At 59.5% G+C, this 18,145-nt stretch carries 17 protein-coding genes and 1 other RNA gene; 8 read left to right on the top strand and 10 right to left on the bottom strand.

Annotated elements, in window-relative coordinates; all coding sequences use genetic code 11:
* Positions 1-30: 30 nt before the first annotated feature.
* Together recN and EV660_RS10820 are read left to right on the top strand one after the other, a co-directional pair.
* Entirely contained in the window at positions 31-1,683 is a 1,653-nt protein-coding gene (recN, locus tag EV660_RS10825; RefSeq protein WP_071480479.1) for a DNA repair protein RecN, read from the top strand.
* 143 nt (positions 1,684-1,826) lie between these two features.
* Positions 1,827-2,123: a hypothetical protein gene (locus EV660_RS10820; protein ID WP_071480478.1), complete on the top strand. Its 297-nt coding sequence runs from the start codon at positions 1,827-1,829 to the stop codon at positions 2,121-2,123.
* Between the two features lie 70 nt (positions 2,124-2,193).
* Here EV660_RS10820 and EV660_RS10815 read toward each other — a convergent pair whose 3' ends face one another.
* On the bottom strand, positions 2,194-2,874 hold the full coding sequence (locus EV660_RS10815; RefSeq protein WP_071482044.1) for a GcrA family cell cycle regulator: 681 nt from the start codon (positions 2,872-2,874) through the stop codon (positions 2,194-2,196).
* Between the two features lie 164 nt (positions 2,875-3,038).
* On the opposite strand from EV660_RS10815, the gene EV660_RS10810 reads away from it, so the two are divergent.
* Complete coding sequence (locus EV660_RS10810; protein ID WP_071480477.1) at positions 3,039-3,854, top strand: ABC transporter permease; 816 nt, start codon at positions 3,039-3,041, stop codon at positions 3,852-3,854.
* 85 nt (positions 3,855-3,939) lie between these two features.
* Positions 3,940-4,344: a c-type cytochrome gene (locus tag EV660_RS10805; RefSeq protein ID WP_071480476.1), complete on the top strand. Its 405-nt coding sequence runs from the start codon at positions 3,940-3,942 to the stop codon at positions 4,342-4,344.
* 18 nt (positions 4,345-4,362) lie between these two features.
* Here EV660_RS10805 and ffs read toward each other — a convergent pair.
* The 6 genes from ffs to murB form a co-directional block, all read right to left on the bottom strand.
* Positions 4,363-4,461: signal recognition particle sRNA small type (gene ffs / locus EV660_RS10800), an RNA gene on the bottom strand.
* 186 nt (positions 4,462-4,647) lie between these two features.
* Positions 4,648-6,366, bottom strand: coding sequence for a cell division protein FtsZ (gene ftsZ / locus EV660_RS10795; RefSeq protein ID WP_071480475.1), 1,719 nt, complete (start codon positions 6,364-6,366; stop codon positions 4,648-4,650).
* A gap of 185 nt (positions 6,367-6,551) precedes the next feature.
* A complete protein-coding gene (ftsA, locus tag EV660_RS10790; protein ID WP_071482043.1) occupies positions 6,552-7,886 on the bottom strand; it encodes a cell division protein FtsA in 1,335 nt (444 codons plus the stop codon).
* Positions 7,886-9,211 carry a cell division protein FtsQ/DivIB gene (locus EV660_RS18905; protein ID WP_232727393.1) on the bottom strand — a complete coding sequence of 442 codons (1,326 nt, stop codon included), beginning with the start codon at positions 9,209-9,211 and terminating at the stop codon, positions 7,886-7,888. The genes ftsA and EV660_RS18905 overlap by 1 nt, the downstream gene beginning before the upstream one ends.
* Positions 9,199-10,119 (bottom strand): D-alanine--D-alanine ligase, encoded by a 921-nt coding sequence (locus EV660_RS10780; RefSeq protein WP_184409752.1) that lies wholly within the window; start codon positions 10,117-10,119, stop codon positions 9,199-9,201. Before EV660_RS10780 ends, EV660_RS18905 begins: the two co-directional genes overlap by 13 nt.
* 52 nt (positions 10,120-10,171) lie before the next feature.
* Positions 10,172-11,146, bottom strand: coding sequence for a UDP-N-acetylmuramate dehydrogenase (gene murB / locus EV660_RS10775; RefSeq protein ID WP_084634844.1), 975 nt, complete (start codon positions 11,144-11,146; stop codon positions 10,172-10,174).
* Positions 11,147-11,319: 173 nt separating this feature from the next.
* Between murB and EV660_RS10770 the strand changes: the two genes are divergently transcribed.
* On the top strand, positions 11,320-11,502 hold the full coding sequence (locus EV660_RS10770) for a PLDc N-terminal domain-containing protein (RefSeq protein WP_071480474.1): 183 nt from the start codon (positions 11,320-11,322) through the stop codon (positions 11,500-11,502).
* A 102-nt stretch (positions 11,503-11,604) separates the two neighbouring features.
* Here the strand turns inward: EV660_RS10770 and EV660_RS10765 are convergent, their stop codons facing one another.
* Positions 11,605-13,629 carry an AsmA family protein gene (locus tag EV660_RS10765; RefSeq protein ID WP_071480473.1) on the bottom strand — a complete coding sequence of 675 codons (2,025 nt, stop codon included), beginning with the start codon at positions 13,627-13,629 and terminating at the stop codon, positions 11,605-11,607.
* Positions 13,630-13,847: 218 nt separating this feature from the next.
* Between EV660_RS10765 and gltX the strand changes: the two genes are divergently transcribed.
* The 3 genes from gltX to EV660_RS10750 all read left to right on the top strand — a co-directional run bounded on the left by gltX (position 13,848) and on the right by EV660_RS10750 (position 17,296).
* The gene (gene gltX, locus EV660_RS10760) at positions 13,848-15,182 is read left to right on the top strand and encodes a glutamate--tRNA ligase (protein WP_071482040.1); all 1,335 of its coding nucleotides are present in this window, start codon (positions 13,848-13,850) and stop codon (positions 15,180-15,182) included.
* Positions 15,183-15,265: 83 nt separating this feature from the next.
* A complete protein-coding gene (gene fabB / locus EV660_RS10755) occupies positions 15,266-16,495 on the top strand; it encodes a beta-ketoacyl-ACP synthase I (protein ID WP_071480472.1) in 1,230 nt (409 codons plus the stop codon).
* 12 nt (positions 16,496-16,507) lie between these two features.
* Positions 16,508-17,296, top strand: coding sequence for an enoyl-ACP reductase FabI (locus EV660_RS10750; RefSeq protein ID WP_071480471.1), 789 nt, complete (start codon positions 16,508-16,510; stop codon positions 17,294-17,296).
* On the opposite strand, the gene EV660_RS10745 is transcribed toward EV660_RS10750, so the two are convergent.
* Complete coding sequence (locus tag EV660_RS10745) at positions 17,293-17,670, bottom strand: fluoride efflux transporter FluC (RefSeq protein ID WP_071480470.1); 378 nt, start codon at positions 17,668-17,670, stop codon at positions 17,293-17,295. The two genes, EV660_RS10750 and EV660_RS10745, sit on opposite strands and share 4 nt — an antisense overlap.
* Positions 17,670-18,077, bottom strand: coding sequence for a fluoride efflux transporter FluC (locus tag EV660_RS10740; protein WP_071480469.1), 408 nt, complete (start codon positions 18,075-18,077; stop codon positions 17,670-17,672). The genes EV660_RS10745 and EV660_RS10740 overlap by 1 nt, the downstream gene beginning before the upstream one ends.
* Positions 18,078-18,145: the final 68 nt, after the last annotated feature.

Genomic DNA, 18,145 nt, shown 5'->3' with positions numbered 1-18,145 from the left:
CATTTTCACGCAAGGGGCTGAGCAAACAGAATGCTCTTGTCGCTCGACATCCGCGATGTGCTGATCATTGACCGACTGGAGCTTCGCTTTCAGCCCGGCCTGAATGTCTTGACCGGCGAAACCGGCGCAGGCAAGTCAATCTTGCTGGATTCGCTTGGGTTTGTGCTGGGATGGCGCGGGCGTGCCGATCTGGTCCGGCAGGGCGCGGATCAGGGCGAAGTCATCGCGGAATTCGACCTGTTCCCCGACCATCGAGCGCAGGATATTCTTGCTGAAGCGGGGCTTCCGCGTGCTGACACGTTGTTGCTGCGCCGCGTGAACAGCCGCGATGGGCGCAAGACGGCATGGATCAATGACCGCCGTGCCTCGGGCGAGGTGCTGCGCGCGCTGTCGGACACACTGGTCGAACTGCATGGCCAGCAAGATGACAAGGGACTGCTGAACCCACGCGAACATCGCAACCTGCTGGACGCCTTTGGCACCTCAGAGGCCGCGCTGGCAGACTGCCGCGCCGCGTGGCGCGCCCTTCGAAATGCCACCAAGGCCCATACAGAAGAAACAGCGCGCCTGCAGGAATTGGCCGCAGAGGAAGGTTTTCTGCGCCACGCAGTCACAGAGCTTGAAGCGCTGGCCCCAGAGCCGGGGGAAGAGGCGACACTCGACACAACACGGCGCAGAATGCAGGCTGCTGAGCGCTTGCGCGCAGATGTCGCGCGGGCGAATACTGCCCTTTCCGAAGAAGGGGTAGAGCGGCTTCTGGTCGACTCGATCCGCTGGCTGGAAGGTGCTTCTGACGGGCTTGACGGGCAAGCACACGCGCCGCTTGAGGCACTGGCCCGCGCCCTTGATGCCTTGGGTGACGCGCAACAAGGTGTCGAAAATTGCCTGGAGGCATTGAACATCTATCCTGGCGAGTTGGAGGCCGTTGAAGAGCGGTTATTTGCCTTGCGCGGGCTGGCACGCAAGCATTCCTGCCTACCGGATGATCTGGCAACATTGACGGAAACGCTGTCTGCTCGCCTCGCGCGGCTGGACAATAGCGCCCGCGAGATTGAGGAAATGGCACGCAACATGGCACAGGCGCAAAAGGCCTATGACGCCGCTGCGGAGATTCTGTCACAAGAGCGCAATCAGGCCGCCAGCAAGCTGGACGCTGCCATGAAACAGGAACTCGCGCCCTTGAGGATGGAACGCGCCGAATTTCGTACGGCCATCATCAGCGGCGACCCCGGCCCCGATGGCCGCGATCAGGTCAGTTTTGAAGTTGCCACCAACCCTGGTGCCCCTGCCGGCCCATTGTCGCGCATCGCGTCAGGCGGGGAATTGTCGCGTTTTCTGCTGGCGCTGAAAGTGTGCCTGACCCGCGGCACGACGGGCATGACCATGATCTTTGATGAAATCGACCGCGGTGTCGGCGGCGCGACCGCCGATGCGGTGGGCAGGCGTTTGCTGGCGCTCTCTGGCGGCGCTCAGGTGCTGGTCGTGACCCATTCGCCGCAGGTTGCCGCACTCGGGCAACACCATTGGCGGGTTGAAAAGCAGGTCACGGATGACATGACTCTCTCTCGGGTTGTGCCACTTTCCGCCGACGATCGGATTGAAGAGATTGCAAGAATGCTATCGGGTGATACCATCACTGATGTCGCGCGGGCGGCAGCGAAGGAATTGCTTGGTGCGGGCTAAGACCGCACAAGATGGCCGCATATCGCGCATATCCTGCCAGAAGACGGAGAGATCTTATGTTAATTCGTGTAAAAGGCCGCCGCATAGGCCCCGTATGCGGCGTAGTAGCCATACTTGCATTGGCTGGCTGCACCTTGAACCCAATGGGACAACCAGCCCCACGCCCTGTATCTGTCGCCCCGTCTGCGCCCATGACCGGCACCACCTCAACAGATATGTCGGCGGGCACAACAGCGTCTGCGGCTGAACAGGCTTGCATGGGTGCAGGGCGTGAACGCGATCTGGATGTGATTGGCGTTGTGGGGTCGCGAAGTGCGAGCGATGCGAATGGCGATGCCTCGCGCGATGTCATGCTGCGCGTGCGCCGCAACGGCGCGGAAATTGAAGTGCGCTGCAACTATGTCAGCAGCACAGGGCTTGCGCGCATCATGCTGATTTAAAGAATAAACCCAAGGCGTTTTACGCCTTGGGTTTACGTTCATCTGCTGACGGATACCGGAATATGCGCAATCAGCGTTTACGGTCCCGGCGTGAACTCATCGGTTGGAACGCAACCGAGACATGCGCCTCGCAATAGGGTTTTCCCGCTTTAACAGGCAGCCCACAAAACCAGAAATCTTCTGTCGCTGGGTCACCGATGGGCCATTTGCAGGTTCTTTCGGTCAGTTCCAGCAGGGACAGTTTGCGCGCGGTCTTCTCAACCTCGCGCACAGTGGCGAGTGCTTCTGGGTCAATTTCGTTGGCAGAAGGTTGCGGTGGCAAGGGCTGACCAGCCGGGATAATAGCACGCGGCGTGTAAACCTCTGGCTCATCCTCTTCCTGCTCCTCGGGCGCACTGGTCGTCCCAGCGGCTGCGGCACGTTCTGCCTTCGCCTTGGCAAGATCCACGACCGGCGTCTCCACAGCGGGCTTTGGCTGCGCTGGCTTGACCGCTGAAGGGGGGGGCGATGCCGGGGTCTGAACCGGCGGCACATCCTCTATCGCACCCTTCGGATCAGGTGTTACCACGGGCTTGGGTTCAGCCTTTGCCTCTGTTTCGGGGGCATTGCGGTTCGACAATCCGAGGCGGTGGACTTTCCCGATCACGGCATTGCGCGTAACGCCGCCCAGCTCTTTCGCGATCTGAGAGGCAGAGTGCCCCTCATTCCACATCTTCTTCAGCAGTTCGACGCGTTCATCAGTCCAGGACATCTTTGGTTCTCCGGCAGGCGGAAGGGGCGCGTGGCATCCCTTGGCATGTAACTTGCCCATAGCATCGGGCGAGTGGATGAAATACATGGCAACGGGGCTAAATACAATCACTCTGGGCAGGAAAAACGCGACCTGCCCTTTATTGCATAATTCGGGGGACTGGCATGGCCGACAACACAGCACAGAAGTTTCCAATGGGCGCGCGGCGCTTTGGGCGGGTCAACTGGTTGGGACTGGCTGCGCTGGCCAATCGAGAGGTGCAGCGCTTTCTTGTTGTATGGACACAAACGCTTGCTGCGCCGCTGGTGACGGCGGGTCTGTTCCTGGCCGTATTCTCGCTGGCCATCGGCCCCTCACGCGGAGAGGTGTTCGGCGTGGCCTTCATCGCGTTTCTTGCGCCCGGTATCCTGATGATGACCGTCATCCAGAACAGTTTTGCGAACACATCCTCCTCCATCGTGATCTCTAAAGTGCAAGGCAACATCGTCGATACACTGATGCCCCCGCTTTCACCGACAGAGTTGTTGCTGGGTTATCTGGCTGGCGGCATCGCGCGGGGCTTGATGGTCGGGACAGTCATCACCCTTGCGCTATGGCTGTTTCTTGGACAGACTGTCGCGCATCCTGCCTGGTTGCTGTTGTTTTTGATCCTTGGCGCTGGCCTGCTTGGTCTGATTGGCATTGCCGCTGGTATTATCTCGAACAAGTTCGACCAGATTGCAGCGATCACCAATTTCATCGTGGTGCCTTTGTCCTTCTTGTCGGGAACGTTCTATTCCATCGCCACCCTGCCACCGACACTGGAAACAATCAGCCGCTTCAATCCGGTGTTTTACCTGATTGATGGTGCCCGCTATGGAATGATCGGTGTATCTGATGCATCGCCAGTTCTGGGGGCGGGTGTGGTTGCAGGAGTGATTGCCCTGATGGGGACACTTTGCTGGCAATGGCTGCGTAGCGGCTATCGCCTGAAGCCCTGATGGGCTGCCGAAGTCGTGAGCGGCGACGAGTTGTCAGCACCACAAGACATGATACAGTCGAGTTTCTAATAAAGGTGCGCCCAGCATGAAAATTTCTGCTCTTGTTATTGCTTCAGCTTTTACGATGACCGCGACAACTGTTGCCTTGGCCGATGACTCTCGGTGGCGGGACTGTCGTACCTGCCATGCGGTCGTTGCCCCCGATGGGACAGAGCTTGCACGCGGTGGGCGCAGCGGTCCAAACTTGTATGGGATCGCCAACCGCCCCCTTGCAGGCGATTCGGCGTTTCGTTTCTATAGTGACGATCTTAGGGCCGCAGGCGCGGCAGGTCTGCGCTGGAGTGAAGCTAACTTCGCTGAATATCTTGCTGATCCAGACCAGTTTCTGCGATCCGCAACCGGTAATCCAGAAGCGGAAAGCGGGATGCATGTGCAACTGCGGCGCGGTGCGACCGAGCTGTTTGACTACCTGCGCGGATTGTCCAACTGACCAAACCTGATTTTGGGAAGGTGAGAGACTGGACAGCGACCCAGACGGAAAATGCTGCGGCTGCTTCCTTCCGGACCTGACCGGGTTGGCAAGGCGTCTGCCCGCGCCAGCCTCTCACCGCGTCACTTAAGTGTTTCGCGCAAGCTTTGCAAGCACACAAGACCGCATTCGTACCCGAAAACCTACCTGCATTCATAGCAATATCGCAGGTGTCCTTCTGCCGGAAATCCGATGGAGTACAAAGCAAAAAGAGCCAGCACAATGGCTGGCCCTTTTATCTTTGTGCAAAGTATTGCCTACGCCTTAATTTGCCTGTCTGCGCAAGAAGGCCGGGATCTCGATGCGATCATCCGATGGCGCAGGTGTAGGGTCTTCATCATACTGCGTGACAGGCGGGGCCACACGGCGCTGTGCCGCACCCTGCCCTTCCGATGCATGGCCTGCCATCCGGCTGATAAGAGAGCCAATCCCGAACCTGCCAGCGCTTCTGTCGGCAGCCGCCTCTTCACGCTCTACAGGGGGGCGATTATACCCGGCTTCAGGCGCTTTCTGAACCGCACGTTGCAGTTTCGCCAGTGTTTCGGGAGAAGGCGTCCCCGGCATCTGACGACGCGGCGCGGTGAAATCGGCGCCCGGCATCGGGCGTGCGGCGGCAGCGCGTTGCTGATCTGCCAGAACCGAGTCGATATCGAACTGATCCTCATGCGCTTCTACCGGCGCTTGTGCCCGACCAGTGTAGCGCGGGGCTTGCTGCGGATAGTCCCCTGCGTATTGGCCAGCATTGTCAGATTGCGGGCGGTAGCTGTCTTGCGCAGGGGCCTGCTGCGCGGCTGCCGGCTGCGAGGCGGGCTGCCGGACAGGTTCCGGGGCAGGTACACGCTCAAACAGGTTTCTTTGCTCTGCATGATCCTCTGCATCACGCGCGGCAGGGGCCGGGGCTGGTGCGGGCGCTTGCTCAGCATAGCTTGGCTGTGAGGCTGGCTTTTCCGCAATTTCTGCGCGTACCGGCGTCGACATGCTGCGGCGCGGTGTGGCTTCGACCTGGGTATTCGGGGCCACGTCAATGCCTGTTGCGACAACAGACACACGCAGCGCGCCTTCCATTGCAGGATCGAGTGTGGAGCCGACAATGATATTCGCCTCGGGATCGACCTTCTCGCGGATACGGTTCGCAGCCTCATCCAATTCGAACAGAGTCAGGTCGTAACCGCCTGTGATGTTGATCAGTACGCCACGCGCACCATGCAGGCTGATTTCGTCCAGAAGCGGGTTGGCAATGGCTTTCTCAGCGGCCTGAATGGCGCGATCTTCGCCCGTAGCTTCGCCCGTCCCCATCATGGCCTTGCCCATTTCATCCATGACGGCGCGCACATCTGCAAAATCAAGGTTGATCAGCCCCGGACGGACCATCAGGTCGGTCACGCCCTTGACACCCTGATACAAAACGTCATCGGCCATCGCGAAGGCTTCGGTAAATGTCGTCTTTTCATTCGCAAGACGGAAAAGGTTCTGGTTGGGAATGATGATAAGTGTATCAACCACCTTTTGCAGCGCCTCGACCCCTTCCTCGGCCTGACGCATCCGCTTGGAGCCTTCGAACTGGAAGGGTTTGGTCACCACCCCCACAGTCAGCACGCCCAATTCCCGCGCGGCTTGCGCAATGATCGGCGCGGCGCCGGTCCCGGTTCCGCCGCCCATGCCTGCCGTGATGAAGCACATATGCGACCCGGCCAGATGATCGATGATCTCCTCGATCGTTTCTTCTGCCGCAGCAGAACCAACCGAGGGGCGTGCGCCCGCGCCCAGACCTTCGGTGATCTTGACACCCATCTGAATGCGGCCCGGTGCGCGGCTTTGCTGAAGCGCCTGCGCATCCGTGTTCGCAACCACGAACTCCACGCCTTCAAGCGCCTTTTCGATCATGTTATTGACCGCGTTCCCGCCTGCACCACCAACACCGAAAACCGTGATCCGGGGGGACAGGTCGTCATGACGTGTATTTTCCGTGAAGTTCAGTGCCATTTGCTCACTCCGCCTCTCTTTTTGCCGACGCACCCTGCCACAAGCTGTCGTCGAATTACCGCTTTTTTATGAATCCTACAGATGTTGCGCCACAAGGTCACCAAAAAATTCACATTTCAACACCATATATGGCAATTTTTTTCCTGTTTTCCGCCGTGTTTCGGTGTGCAGACCAGATTTTGCCCTTACCAATGATCTCTGAACCATTTCACCGCCCGCTTGAGCGATCGTGCCGGATAGCTGTCAACAGGCAGATCGAAATCCCACCATTCATCTTGGGGATGTGTTGCCAGCAAACTCAGCCCCACCGCACTTGAAAATGCGGGGCCGGACGCTGCTTGCGGCAAACCCCTTACACGAACGGGCCGGCCTAGCCGCACTTGTTGCCCGAAAATGCGCGCGGCAAGGCTATCTATGCCAGGCACCTGTGATCCGCCACCAGTGAGGACCACTTGCTGGCTGGGCAGATGGTTGAACCCAGCCGCATCCAGACGCGCGCGCACCTCTTCAAGTATTTCTTCAATCCTCGGGCGCATGATACCGATCAACTCGGCCCGGCTGACGCTGCGCCGGTCTTTTTCCCAATCGCCGCTATCGCCTGTCAGTGCGATCATTTCCCGGTCATCCATGGATGTGGCCTGAACCCCGCCATGCACTGTCTTGATCCGCTCGGCGGTGGAGAAGTCGATCTGCAGACCTTTTGAGATATCAGAAGTCACATGGGCGCCGCCCATGCGGACGCTGTCGGCATAAATCATGTGCTTCTTGATAAAGACCGAAACACTGGCCGACCCTGCCCCCAGATCAATACAGGCCGCGCCAAGTTCCTGCTCATCCTCGACCAGCGACGCCATTCCCGCCGAATAGGCACTGGATGCGATGCCTGCCAGTTCCACATCGCAGCGCTTCAGGCAGTTGCACACGTTCTGGATAAGGCTGGCATCGACTGTCAGCAAGTGCATATCGCAGGCCAGCATACGGCCACTCTGACCACGCGGATCGGACAGTCCCGTGCGGTGATCGAGCGCGAAGTTGATCGGCTGCGCATGAAGGACATCGCGCCCTGCCCCGAAATCGGGCATTTCACACGCGGCCATGACGCAGGCGATATCATTCTCTGCAACGGTGCCGTTTTCAACCTCGGTTTCGCCCGCCAACCCGTAAGACCGAACATTGCCGCCAGAGAGGCAGACCATCACATGATCAACCCGCGTCTGCGCCATTTTCTGGGCCGCCTGCAATGCGGTGCGGATTGCGCTTTCCGTCTCTGCCATTGCTGAGACTTCGCCAAATCGCACCCCACGAGAGCGGGTTGTCCCCGCACCGATCACACGGAACGCAGCCTGCCCTGCCATATTTCCAATGCCAGGGTGATCCTGCACCGTGCTTTCAGGTTCTAGCTTGAGGACCAGCGCTGCAATCTTGTAGGTGCCGATATCCAGCGCCGCGATGACGCCGCGTTGCATGGCTGCGCGCCGCATCTGGCGCATGGCACGTTGCGAGGCATAGGGGTCTGTAATCACTGTAAGGCCTCCGTGGTCTGTGAACGAATTTCGCGCAGGGTTTCCATTGCCCCTGAACTGATTTGAAGAATGGGGCGGGACGGGTTGCGCATGTCGGCAATCAACAGATCGCGCGACAATAAATCCTGTGCCTTTTCCAACGCGATCACCCGCTCCAGCGCGGCGACAGCGCCCACCTCTGGCAGCCGAATGCGCTGGTCACGGTCCAACACAACGTCCCAGCGCCGTTCCCCCATGCGAACCAACCCCCGCAACCTGTGCCCAAGCGGTGCCGCTGCATCGAGCAGTTGCAATGCTTCGGGGATATGCAGATCTGCCCCTTCGCCCGCGATAAGCGGCAGGTCGGACCGGATGTTGCGATGCGCTACATAGGCAACGCGCACCCCTTCCTCATCCAGCAGCTTCAGCCCATTGCTTGAACGCCACAGGATTGCGGGCGTGCGTTCTGTGACTGACAGCGCAATCACCCCACCTGACAGCAATCGCAGATTTGCAGAACGCACCCAATCCAGCGTCTCGACCTCCAGACGCAAAGCATCAAGGTCAATTCGGAAAGAGGATTGCGGCAGGTCGATATCCAGCTTCTCGCGCAAAGCCTGTTCAAGTTCCGGCGACATTTCGGGCAATTGCAGACTCGTCACCATGAATTCCGGGCGATCCACGAATGCATCACGCAGCGCTTCGACATGACCTGCAAATGTATCGCGGCGCGATTCATCTGCAAAAAATGTCGCGGCGAGCGCCATAGCGAAAATGACCGGTGCGCCGAATTTGATGAATAGCCGATAGCTGGGGGTCAGCCAAACCCGTTGCAGCCGATATGCCAGCCTGCCGTCGCGCACCCGACCTGCGCGCATACGCCGCGACTGTGGCCGATGCTCTAGCCCGGCGGCGATGGGCGCTTCAGGAACAAGCGGGATTTCCTGAGGGTCACGCCACGGCATATCGCTGTCCGGACCAGAATGAGCAGTCGACGGGTAGGGCTGACGCTCTGGCGAGGGCGTTGGTTCCGGCCCCATATCCACTGCCGGGGCGTCCAGGGTTTCAACCAGACTGGCAGTCTGGATGCCGGACATATCCAGAGCTGGATGGAAAGCGACTTCGGAATGATATGCCGCCTGAGGATCTGGTACCATGTCAGGCAACAGGACATGCGGCAACACATCATCCTGCGCATATTCCTCTGCGCGGGTCGCGCTGAGATGATCCCAGAAACTGCGTGTTTGCGACATTGCCGACACTGGCACAGCAGCGTCTTCGCGTTCCAGTTCGGGCGACTGCGCGCCCAGGTCATGCGCCGTGGCAGGCGTCATCTGTCGCATGACGCATCCTCCACGATCCACTGACACAAGGCAGAGAAGCTGATACCGCAATGCGCAGCCTGTTCTGGCACCAGCGAGGTTGGGGTCATTCCCGGCTGTGTGTTGGTCTCAAGCAGGATCAGCCCATCCAGCCCGCGCGCCGCATCCCAACGAAAATCGGTGCGGCTGACACCCCGACAGCCCAGCGCTTGATGCGCGCGAAGCGCATAATCAAGGCAGGCATCCGAAATCTCGGTCGGGATGTCTGCGGGCACAACATGGCGAGAGCCGCCGGGCTTGTATTTTGCATCATAATCATACCAGCCATCGGTCACGATATCGGTTACGGTCAGCGCCCGGTCACCTATGACCGTGGTGGTCAACTCGCGCCCCGGCGCGAAAGCCTCGACCATCACCTGCTCTGGCATCTCTGGCCCCAGTTGCGGGGGGGTATTGGCCCGATCCGAAACCAGATAGACCCCGACAGAACTACCCTCGTTGTTGGGTTTGACCACGTAGGGCGGCTCCATCAGGTGCCGCGCCATCACATCGGATTTCGGCGCAATGATGCTATGAACAATCGGCAGTCCCGCAGACACAAACGCCGCCTTGGAGCGGTCCTTGTCCATTGCCAGCGCAGAAGCCAGAACGCCTGAATGCGTGTAGGGAATGCGCAACCATTCAAGAATGCCCTGAATGCAGCCATCCTCGCCGTAACGGCCATGCAATGCGTTGAAAACAACATCCGGCGCAATCTCGACCAGACGCTGCACGACATCGCCGCGCGCATCCAGCTCGATCACCTCGAAACCCGCCACCCGCAGCGCCTTCGCGCATTCATGGCCTGACGATAGCGACACCTCGCGCTCAGCCGAGAGTCCGCCTTTCAGAACACATATCCGGGGGGCTGCCCTGCTCGACATGCCCATTCCCACTGCCTCATGGCCTTTTTGGCCTTTATTGCCCCAATTTCAGGGCGTTTTATTTCGTCTTTTCCGCGCCAGAGGTTAATTCCAGTCGCGGCAATTCGACATTTGGCACTGCTTCGCCAACCCGTCGTATTTCCCACTGTAGCGAAATACCGCGCACTTGCAAAACCCTTTTTCGCACTTCTTCGCCCAATGCCTCTAATTCTGCCGCGGTCGCGCCCTGTGCATTGATCAGAAAATTCGGGTGTTTGGGCGACATTTGCGCGCCACCAAGGCGCGCGCCGCGCAGACCGGCCTCTTCAATCACTTTCCACGCCTTCAGCTCGTGACTGTCATCTGCCAGCCCGGTAGAGCTGAAACCGGCTGGATTACGAAAGGTTGAACCCGCGCTACGCTCTTTGGTGGGCTGGGTTGCGTCGCGCTTTGCAAGCTGGTCCTCCATACGCGCATGAAGCGCGGCCGCATCCCCCTTCGCCGCATTGAAGCGCGCCTGCGTGATGACCATCCCCTCTGGCAGGTCCGACTGGCGATAGGCCAGTTTCAAATCGGCAGCCGGGATCACATGCCGCTGCCCTTGACGGTCGATGGCTGTTATATCAATCAGATGATCCGCGACATAAGACCCGTAGCAGCCCGCATTCATTCGCACGGCGCCGCCAATACTGCCGGGAATGGTGCGCAAAAACGTCAGGTCGCGCCCGGCATCGGCCGCCTTGCGGGCCACATGCGCGTCCAGCGCAGCCGCACCGGCGGTGAGTGTTTCGCCGATCTCGATGGCGTTGAACCCTCGCCCCAGCCGGATCACAACCGCCCGCAACCCACCATCGCGTACAATCAGGTTGGAACCGACCCCCATTGGAAAGACAGGAACAGACGGATCGAGCGCGGCCAGAAAGCTGCTGAGATCTGCCTCATCAGCGGGCTGAAACAGCCAGTCGGCTGGCCCGCCCACGCGCAGCCATGTCAGCGTGTCGAGCGGTTTTTGCGCACTCAAGGTGCCACGTACTGGGATTTGGTCAGGTGTCATGCTGCGTGATTAGCGCGCAAACGGGGGCCTTGTCGAGAGGATCGGAAACGCGCCTGCATCGATTATCCGCACCCACGCGCACCGGACAAACGCAGAAAGGCTTCGGGTCCATGGAACCAAAACGACATTGAGCGCTTACTAAGATAACGAAAGAAAACTGTTCGAGGGAAATTATGAACGCAAATTTTTCCGGCTTCCTTGGGTTAATTCATCTTGCGCTTGTTGTCTGGGCGGCTGTCGCGATCCTTGGTTCAGGTGCGACGCAATTGCAGAAAGTGCTTTGGATATTGCTTGTCTTGCTCTTCCCGGTGGTCGGCTTGATCATCTGGTTTATTGCCGGGCCTAAGAAAACTTGAAGGGTGCGGCCACGCGCCCCGTGACCTTGGCATGTCAGACTTCGACAGATAGCTAGAACAGGTGATAGCTGGAGGCAGGACCCCAAACCTTGAGTATTGCCCTCAGTTCCCCCCAAGCAGCCCTCTCAAGCGGCTGCCAATCTCGGCTTCAAGCCCGCGGCGCAATGTATCTTCAATGCGCTCGCCGTCTTGCCGCTCGACCCCTAGCTCCTGCTGCAATCGCCGCTCGGCTTGTGCGCGCGCGCGCTCTTCTAGGCGCTGCGCCTCTTCTCTCGCCATATCCTCCAGTCGTTCTTGATCTATGCGCAACTGCTCTCGCGCCAGCGCCTCCAGATCCAGACGGAAACGCGGTGACTCCCACGGCCCGGTAATCATCAGCGGGACACGCAGCACCTCACCGGCGTCACTTCCCAAGGCGGCGGGTATGATCCGGTAATCCAGATTGCGCGCCCCAAGACCGACCTGCCCTTGTCCGACAACCGATAGGCGCGAAGCATCCAGCCGCAGATCATTGTTCCGCAATACCCCATCGGCGATAGTGAAGCTGCCATTGATCGACTGATAGACTGTGCGGTTCCCCTCTCCCATATAAGACATGTCCAGATTGCGCAGCATCCCGGCAAGATCAAAGCCGATGATCTCGCCTTGCGAAAAGGCCAGCGACCCTTCGCCGCGCAGCGAATTCATAATGTCATGCATGGTATTGCCGACACCCAGAAATTGCAGATCTGCATTGGCCAGCCCCTGTAAACGGCGATAATCGGCAAGCTCGGTAAGCAAAGGCAATAAATCTATGCCGCGCGCGCGCAAGTTGCCGCCGACGGACAGGCCAGAGCGGTTGTTCATCACGAATTCGCCTGCCACCTGCCCCCCGAATGCGGCGACTTCGCGCAAATCGAACACAGCGCGGGCGCGATCAATCGTCAGGCCAAGCCTTGTGCGGCCCAGCGTTGTCAGATCCGTGCGCAGCCCGGCCAAAGCCAGCGTAATCTCGGCATCCAGAAGGCCAAGCGCATCGGCATCTATGGGCGCGCGCGACCAGCCATTCGAACCGCCTGCCTGCCCGCTTTGTCCGCCCTGCCCGCTCTGACCCGTTGCGCCAGCGCTGCGCAGATCCAGCACAGCGCCAGATAATTGCCCCGTAAGACGCGGGAGGTCCGCGCCCGGCACCAGATCAAGCGCCCCTGACAGGCGCACCCCGCCCGCGCGGAATTGGGCATCCCGCGCAAATACCCGGCCATCGGCTGTGCGTGTCAACTGCCCCGACATGCCAAGTGGCAAGAAATCCGAAGAAATATCTCCGCCACTCTGGCCCGCAAGTTGCATAAGCGGGGACAGGGCCGGGATCGAGGTGGTCACCTGCCCTTCCAGCGCAAGCGCCTCCAGACCCGCGCGCCCAGCAAAACTGAGGGTCGCACCCGCAACTGTCGCCTCTACCGTGATCGGAGTGACCGCGCCGGAAACAAGACGCTCCGCATTTTCCGTCTGGGCTGTCATCTGAAAGGGCTGGCCATTCATCCGGCCAGAAGCGACCAGTTCCGCTGCACCCGCATAGCTGGGCAAACGCAAACCGGCCTCCAGCCCTTCAACGCGCAGATCGGTGCCAGATTGCCGGTCTTCAAACCGCAGATTGCCCCCTATGATACGCGCTTCGGCCAGCGAGAAGCCGCGCTGCTGCCGAGAGGGTTGCGCTTCGCTGGGCGCGTCACTTGGCGCAGCTTCAGAGGTCCCGCTGCCCTCAGCCTGTGTCAATGTCCAGTTCGTGCGGCCCTGCGCATCGCGGATCAGGTGCAAGTCGGGGTCACGCAGAACAACCCGTTCGACGACAATATCGCCGCGGATCAGTGCCATGACATCAAGGCCGAAATCCATTTCTGCGGCAGACAACATCGGCGCGTCGCCAGCCCAATCCGGGTTGCCAATCTGTATGGATTGCGCGGTCGCCCCGATGACAGGGTAAAAACTGGCCTTCACATCGCCACCAAAATGCAGACTGCGTCCGGTGGTGTTCTGAAATTGTTGCGCGGCAATATTTGCGATCCGGTCCGCAGGCATCACAAGGGCTGCGACACCGAACAAGACTGACAGACCAATGATCATGGCGACAAAAGCTTTGAGCAAACGCATGAACCCCTCCGAACACCCCGCGCGACAAACCAGTTGTCCAGAGTCTATCCTTGCCCCAATCACATGTCGCGGCCAAAATCCGTGCATTTCGTTTTCTGCGCGAGATTGTGACTTTCGAGGGCGCATCAAATGCGCCCAGTGGCGGCGCGTTTAAGGTCAGGGCCTTGCACTGCGCCATGCCATGTGAAAGAGGAAGGCTGGTTTCAGGAGGTCTGCCCATGTCCCGTATTGTCACGCGCTTCGCCCCGTCCCCGACAGGATATCTGCATATCGGGAATTTGCGCACGGCGCTTTTCAATTACCTGATTGCACGAAAATCAGGTGGCGAATTTGTTCTGCGGCTGGATGACACCGATGCCGAACGCTCGAAACAGGAGTATATCGACGCCATTCAGCATGATCTGGAATGGCTCGGCCTGACATGGGACAGGATCGAGCAACAGTCAAAACGGCTGGAGCGCTATAATGACGCGGCGGAGCAATTGCGCGCAGATGGCCGCTTCTATGAATGTTTCGAGACACCGGGCGAACTGGACCTCAAGCGCAAGAAGCAACTGAACATGGGCCGCCCCCCTGTCTATGACCGCGCCGCCCTTACATTGGAAGATGCAGATAGGGTCAGGCTACGGGCAGAGCGTGCAGGCTATTGGCGCTTTTTGCTGAACCAGACCCGGATTGAATGGGATGATGGCATTCTGGGGCCGCTATCAATCGACGCGGCCAGTGTTTCTGACCCGGTCCTGATCCGTGCTGATGGTCAGGTACTCTACACACTTGCCTCGGTTGTCGATGACATGGACATGGGCATCACTCATATCGTGCGCGGGTCGGACCATGTAACCAACACTGCCACACAGATTCAGATCATCGAAGCATTGGGTGGCACGCCCCCCGGCTTCGCGCATCATTCGCTGCTGACCGGCGCACAGGGTGAGGCGCTATCTAAACGCCTTGGCACCTTGTCCCTGCGTGATCTGCGCGCGCAAGGGGTGACGCCGGCGGCATTGCTGTCGCTGATGGCGCGGCTTGGCTCCAGCCAGCCGGTTGAACTGCGCATGTCACTGGACGAGATTGCCGAAGGCTTCGCGCTTGACCAGTTCGGGTCTGCGCCGACGAAATTCGACGCCCAAGACCTGTGGCCGCTGACGCGCGCCGACCTGCAAACCCGCCCCTATGAGGCCGTCGCGGACCAGATCGCGGCCCTTGGCGTGCCATCGGAACTGGGCGCACAATTCTGGCAGGTGGCGAGAGAGAATATCACCCGTCTGGATGATCTGGGGGCATGGTGGGCCCTGTGCCGCGATGGCGCAGCGCCCGATATCGCGCCAGAAGATGCCGAGTTTGTGGCCCAAGCCCTGACACTTCTGCCCTCACCGCCTTATGGGCCGGATGCCTGGTCAGACTGGACCAGCGCCGTCAAGGCCGCAACGGGACGCAAGGGCAAAGGGCTGTTCATGCCGTTGCGCAAAGCCCTGACCGGTCAGGCGCATGGCCCGGACATGTCCGCCCTGATGCCGCTTTTGCAGCGCATCCCCGCACGCGATCAGGCATGAGGCACGCGCGCCAAGCAGGCTTCAGGCTTGCCCCAAAGGCTATGCTGGCCTAGACAGGCACTAAATTTGATATGGGAGGCGGTATGCGTCGAGTTGTTATTACCGGGCTGGGGATCATCTCGCCCATCGGGAATTCTGCCACGGAAGTGTCGGAGAGTTTGCGCGCCGGGCGATCGGGAATTATTTTTGCCCCCGAATATGCCGAGCATGGGTTCCGCAGCCAGGTCCACGGCCAGCCTCAGATCGTGCTGGAAGACCATATCGACAAGCGCAACCTTCGGTTCATGGGTGCGGGCGCGGCCTATAACTTCCTGTCGATGGAACAGGCCATTGCCGATGCCGGGCTGGAAGAGTCGGATGTCTCAAACCCGCGCACAGGGTTGATTACCGGCTCTGGCGGGCCATCTACGGCGAACCTGTTTCAGGCCCATAAGATCGTCATCGAGAAAGGCAGCCCAAAGCGCATGGGGCCATTCATGGTGACGCGCTGCATGTCCTCGACCAATTCGGCCTGTCTGGCAACGCCGTTCAAGATCAAGGGCGTGAATTACTCGATCACCTCTGCCTGCTCGACTTCTGCGCATTGCATCGGCAACGCTGCAGAGTTGATCCAGATGGGCAAGCAGGACATCATTTTCGCCGGTGGTGGCGAGGAACTGGACTGGACCCTGTCGTGCTTGTTTGACGCAATGGGCGCGATGTCCTCAAAATACAATGACACCCCCGAAACCGCCGCGCGCGCCTTCGATGCGACCCGCGACGGGTTCGTGATCGGCGGCGGTGGCGGGATGCTGGTGCTGGAAGAACTGGAACATGCGAAAGCACGCGGCGCAAAGATCTACGCCGAAGTAACTGGCTACGGCGCCACCTCGGACGGGCATGACATGGTCGCCCCTTCGGGCGAAGGGGGCGAGCGGTCGATGCGGTTGGCACTTGGCACCCTGCCCGAAGGGCGCAAGGTCAGCTATATCAACGCACATGGCACCTCGACCCCGGCGGGCGATGTGACCGAGGTTGAAGCGATCCGGCGCATCTGGGGCGAAGGCAATGTGCCGCCGATTTCGTCAACCAAGTCGCTGACCGGCCACAGCCTTGGCGCGACAGGTGTGCAGGAAGCGATTTATTCGCTGCTGATGATGCAGGGCAATTTCATCGCGGCCTCGGCCAATGTGACCGAACTGGACCCGGCCATCCGCGAGGGTGAAATCGCCACCAAACTGGTCGAGAATGTCGAACTGGACACAGTCCTGTCCAACAGCTTTGGTTTTGGCGGCACGAATGCGACGCTTGTCATGAGCGCCTTTCGCGACTGAGGGGTAAACAGCATGACCGGACTGATGCAGGGAAAACGCGGGCTTGTTATGGGCGTCGCGAATGAGCGCTCGATCGCCTGGGGTATAGCGGCGGCCCTGGCGGCTGAGGGGGCAGAGCTTGCCTTCAGCTATCAGGGCGAGGCGTTTGGCAAACGCGTCGAACCCCTGGCCGCGAGTCTTGGGTCAGACCTGCTTCTGGATGTCGATGTCAGTGATGACGCCTCGATGGACGCGGCCTTTGGCAAGTTGCGCGACAGCTGGGGTAAGATGGATTTTCTGGTCCATGCCATTGCATTTTCGGACAAAACGGAACTGACCGGGCGTTTTCGTGACACCAGTCGCGCAAACTTTGCGCATTCGCTGAACATCAGTTGCTACAGCTTCATTGATGTGGGGCGCAGAGCGTCAGAGCTGATGCCCGATGGCGGCTGTCTGCTGACGCTGACCTTTCAGGGATCAAACTCTGTCACGCCATATTACAACGTGATGGGGGTGGCCAAGGCCGCGCTGGAAAGCTCTGTCAGGTATCTTGCAAATGATTTGGGGCCAGAGGGGATCCGGGTGAATGCGATCAGCCCCGGCCCGATGAAAACCCTGGCAGGCGCAGCCATTGGCGGGGCGCGCAAGACATTTCGTCACGCCGAAGCCAATGCCCCGCTTGGTACGAATGCAACGCTGCAAAGTGTGGGTGGGACAGCGGTCTATCTGGCATCTGATTATGGTTCCCATACAACGGGCGAAATCATCCATGTCGATGGCGGCTATCACGTGATGGGGATGCCGCGGGTCGAAAACATCTAGGTTTTGGCGGCGGGTTGCCCCAGACGCCACCCGCCCCAGACGCCCAGCACCCATAGCACCAGCGAGGCGGCACCATAGCCAAGCATCAGCGTAATGCTGCGGTCTGACAGGATCAGGATTTCGAGCGAGAACAGCGAAAACGTTGTAAACCCGCCACAAAACCCTGTCATCCACATTGCTTTGGCTCTCGCCGTCATGTCACGCGTGGCCAGGTAACCGATCAGCGCCGCCCCAAGAATATTTGCCGCCAGCGTGCCGATAAAGGCGTAGTCATTCCATATTCTGAATGCGCCAAGGCTTAGCAAGACGCGCAACCCCGTGCCCATTGCGCCCCCAAGGCCCACAGCAAGCATGTTGATAATCGTCGCCTGCATCAGCCGCCTCCATACACAAATGAAGCCAGCGCAAATCCGACCAGCGCAAACACAGGACAAAGGAGCACCGACCCCAAGGCAACACCCCCTGCCCAAGCCTGACGACCTTCCTGCCACAAGGCATGCACTTGCAACGCAAACGTCGATACGGTCGTAAACCCGCCCAGCAGCCCAACCGAAAACAGGGTAAACCCAACTGGCGCTTGCGCAGCATCCAAAACTGAAGTCCCTGACAGAAGAATACCCAGCGCCCCCCCAATCAGGAAACTGCCCAAAGCATTAATCACGAAAATTGCTCCGGCCGGATGGAAAAACCGGGTCAAACCAGCGGCAAGCCCTGCCCGCGCCATACTGCCCACACCGCCGGCCAAGCAAAGCATCAGAAAATCTGTCAGGGAGATGTTCATGACGCCATTCTACCAGATCCCCCAAACGCTGAAAAAGCAAATGACCCCGAAAGGTCAACCACCGCGAA

It is taken from the genome of Roseinatronobacter bogoriensis DSM 18756 (assembly GCF_004366635.1).
Taxonomy (GTDB): domain Bacteria; phylum Pseudomonadota; class Alphaproteobacteria; order Rhodobacterales; family Rhodobacteraceae; genus Roseinatronobacter; species Roseinatronobacter bogoriensis.
This window is presented reverse-complemented; position numbering and strand designations above follow the sequence as displayed.

Bases quoted from the DNA above. Each gene is read 5' to 3' on its own strand.
- recN (WP_071480479.1), top strand. From the start codon at position 31: ATGCTCTTGTCGCTCGACATCCGCGATGTGCTGATCATTGACCGACTG.
- EV660_RS10820 (WP_071480478.1), top strand. From the start codon at position 1,827: ATGGGACAACCAGCCCCACGCCCTGTATCTGTCGCCCCGTCTGCGCCC.
- EV660_RS10815 (WP_071482044.1), bottom strand. From the start codon at position 2,874: ATGTCCTGGACTGATGAACGCGTCGAACTGCTGAAGAAGATGTGGAAT.
- EV660_RS10810 (WP_071480477.1), top strand. From the start codon at position 3,039: ATGGCCGACAACACAGCACAGAAGTTTCCAATGGGCGCGCGGCGCTTT.
- EV660_RS10805 (WP_071480476.1), top strand. From the start codon at position 3,940: ATGAAAATTTCTGCTCTTGTTATTGCTTCAGCTTTTACGATGACCGCG.
- ftsZ (WP_071480475.1), bottom strand. From the start codon at position 6,366: ATGGCACTGAACTTCACGGAAAATACACGTCATGACGACCTGTCCCCC.
- EV660_RS18905 (WP_232727393.1), bottom strand. From the start codon at position 9,211: ATGCGACAGATGACGCCTGCCACGGCGCATGACCTGGGCGCGCAGTCG.
- EV660_RS10780 (WP_184409752.1), bottom strand. From the start codon at position 10,119: ATGGGCATGTCGAGCAGGGCAGCCCCCCGGATATGTGTTCTGAAAGGC.
- murB (WP_084634844.1), bottom strand. From the start codon at position 11,146: ATGACACCTGACCAAATCCCAGTACGTGGCACCTTGAGTGCGCAAAAA.
- EV660_RS10770 (WP_071480474.1), top strand. From the start codon at position 11,320: ATGAACGCAAATTTTTCCGGCTTCCTTGGGTTAATTCATCTTGCGCTT.
- EV660_RS10765 (WP_071480473.1), bottom strand. From the start codon at position 13,629: ATGCGTTTGCTCAAAGCTTTTGTCGCCATGATCATTGGTCTGTCAGTC.
- gltX (WP_071482040.1), top strand. From the start codon at position 13,848: ATGTCCCGTATTGTCACGCGCTTCGCCCCGTCCCCGACAGGATATCTG.
- fabB (WP_071480472.1), top strand. From the start codon at position 15,266: ATGCGTCGAGTTGTTATTACCGGGCTGGGGATCATCTCGCCCATCGGG.
- EV660_RS10750 (WP_071480471.1), top strand. From the start codon at position 16,508: ATGACCGGACTGATGCAGGGAAAACGCGGGCTTGTTATGGGCGTCGCG.
- EV660_RS10745 (WP_071480470.1), bottom strand. From the start codon at position 17,670: ATGCAGGCGACGATTATCAACATGCTTGCTGTGGGCCTTGGGGGCGCA.
- EV660_RS10740 (WP_071480469.1), bottom strand. From the start codon at position 18,077: ATGAACATCTCCCTGACAGATTTTCTGATGCTTTGCTTGGCCGGCGGT.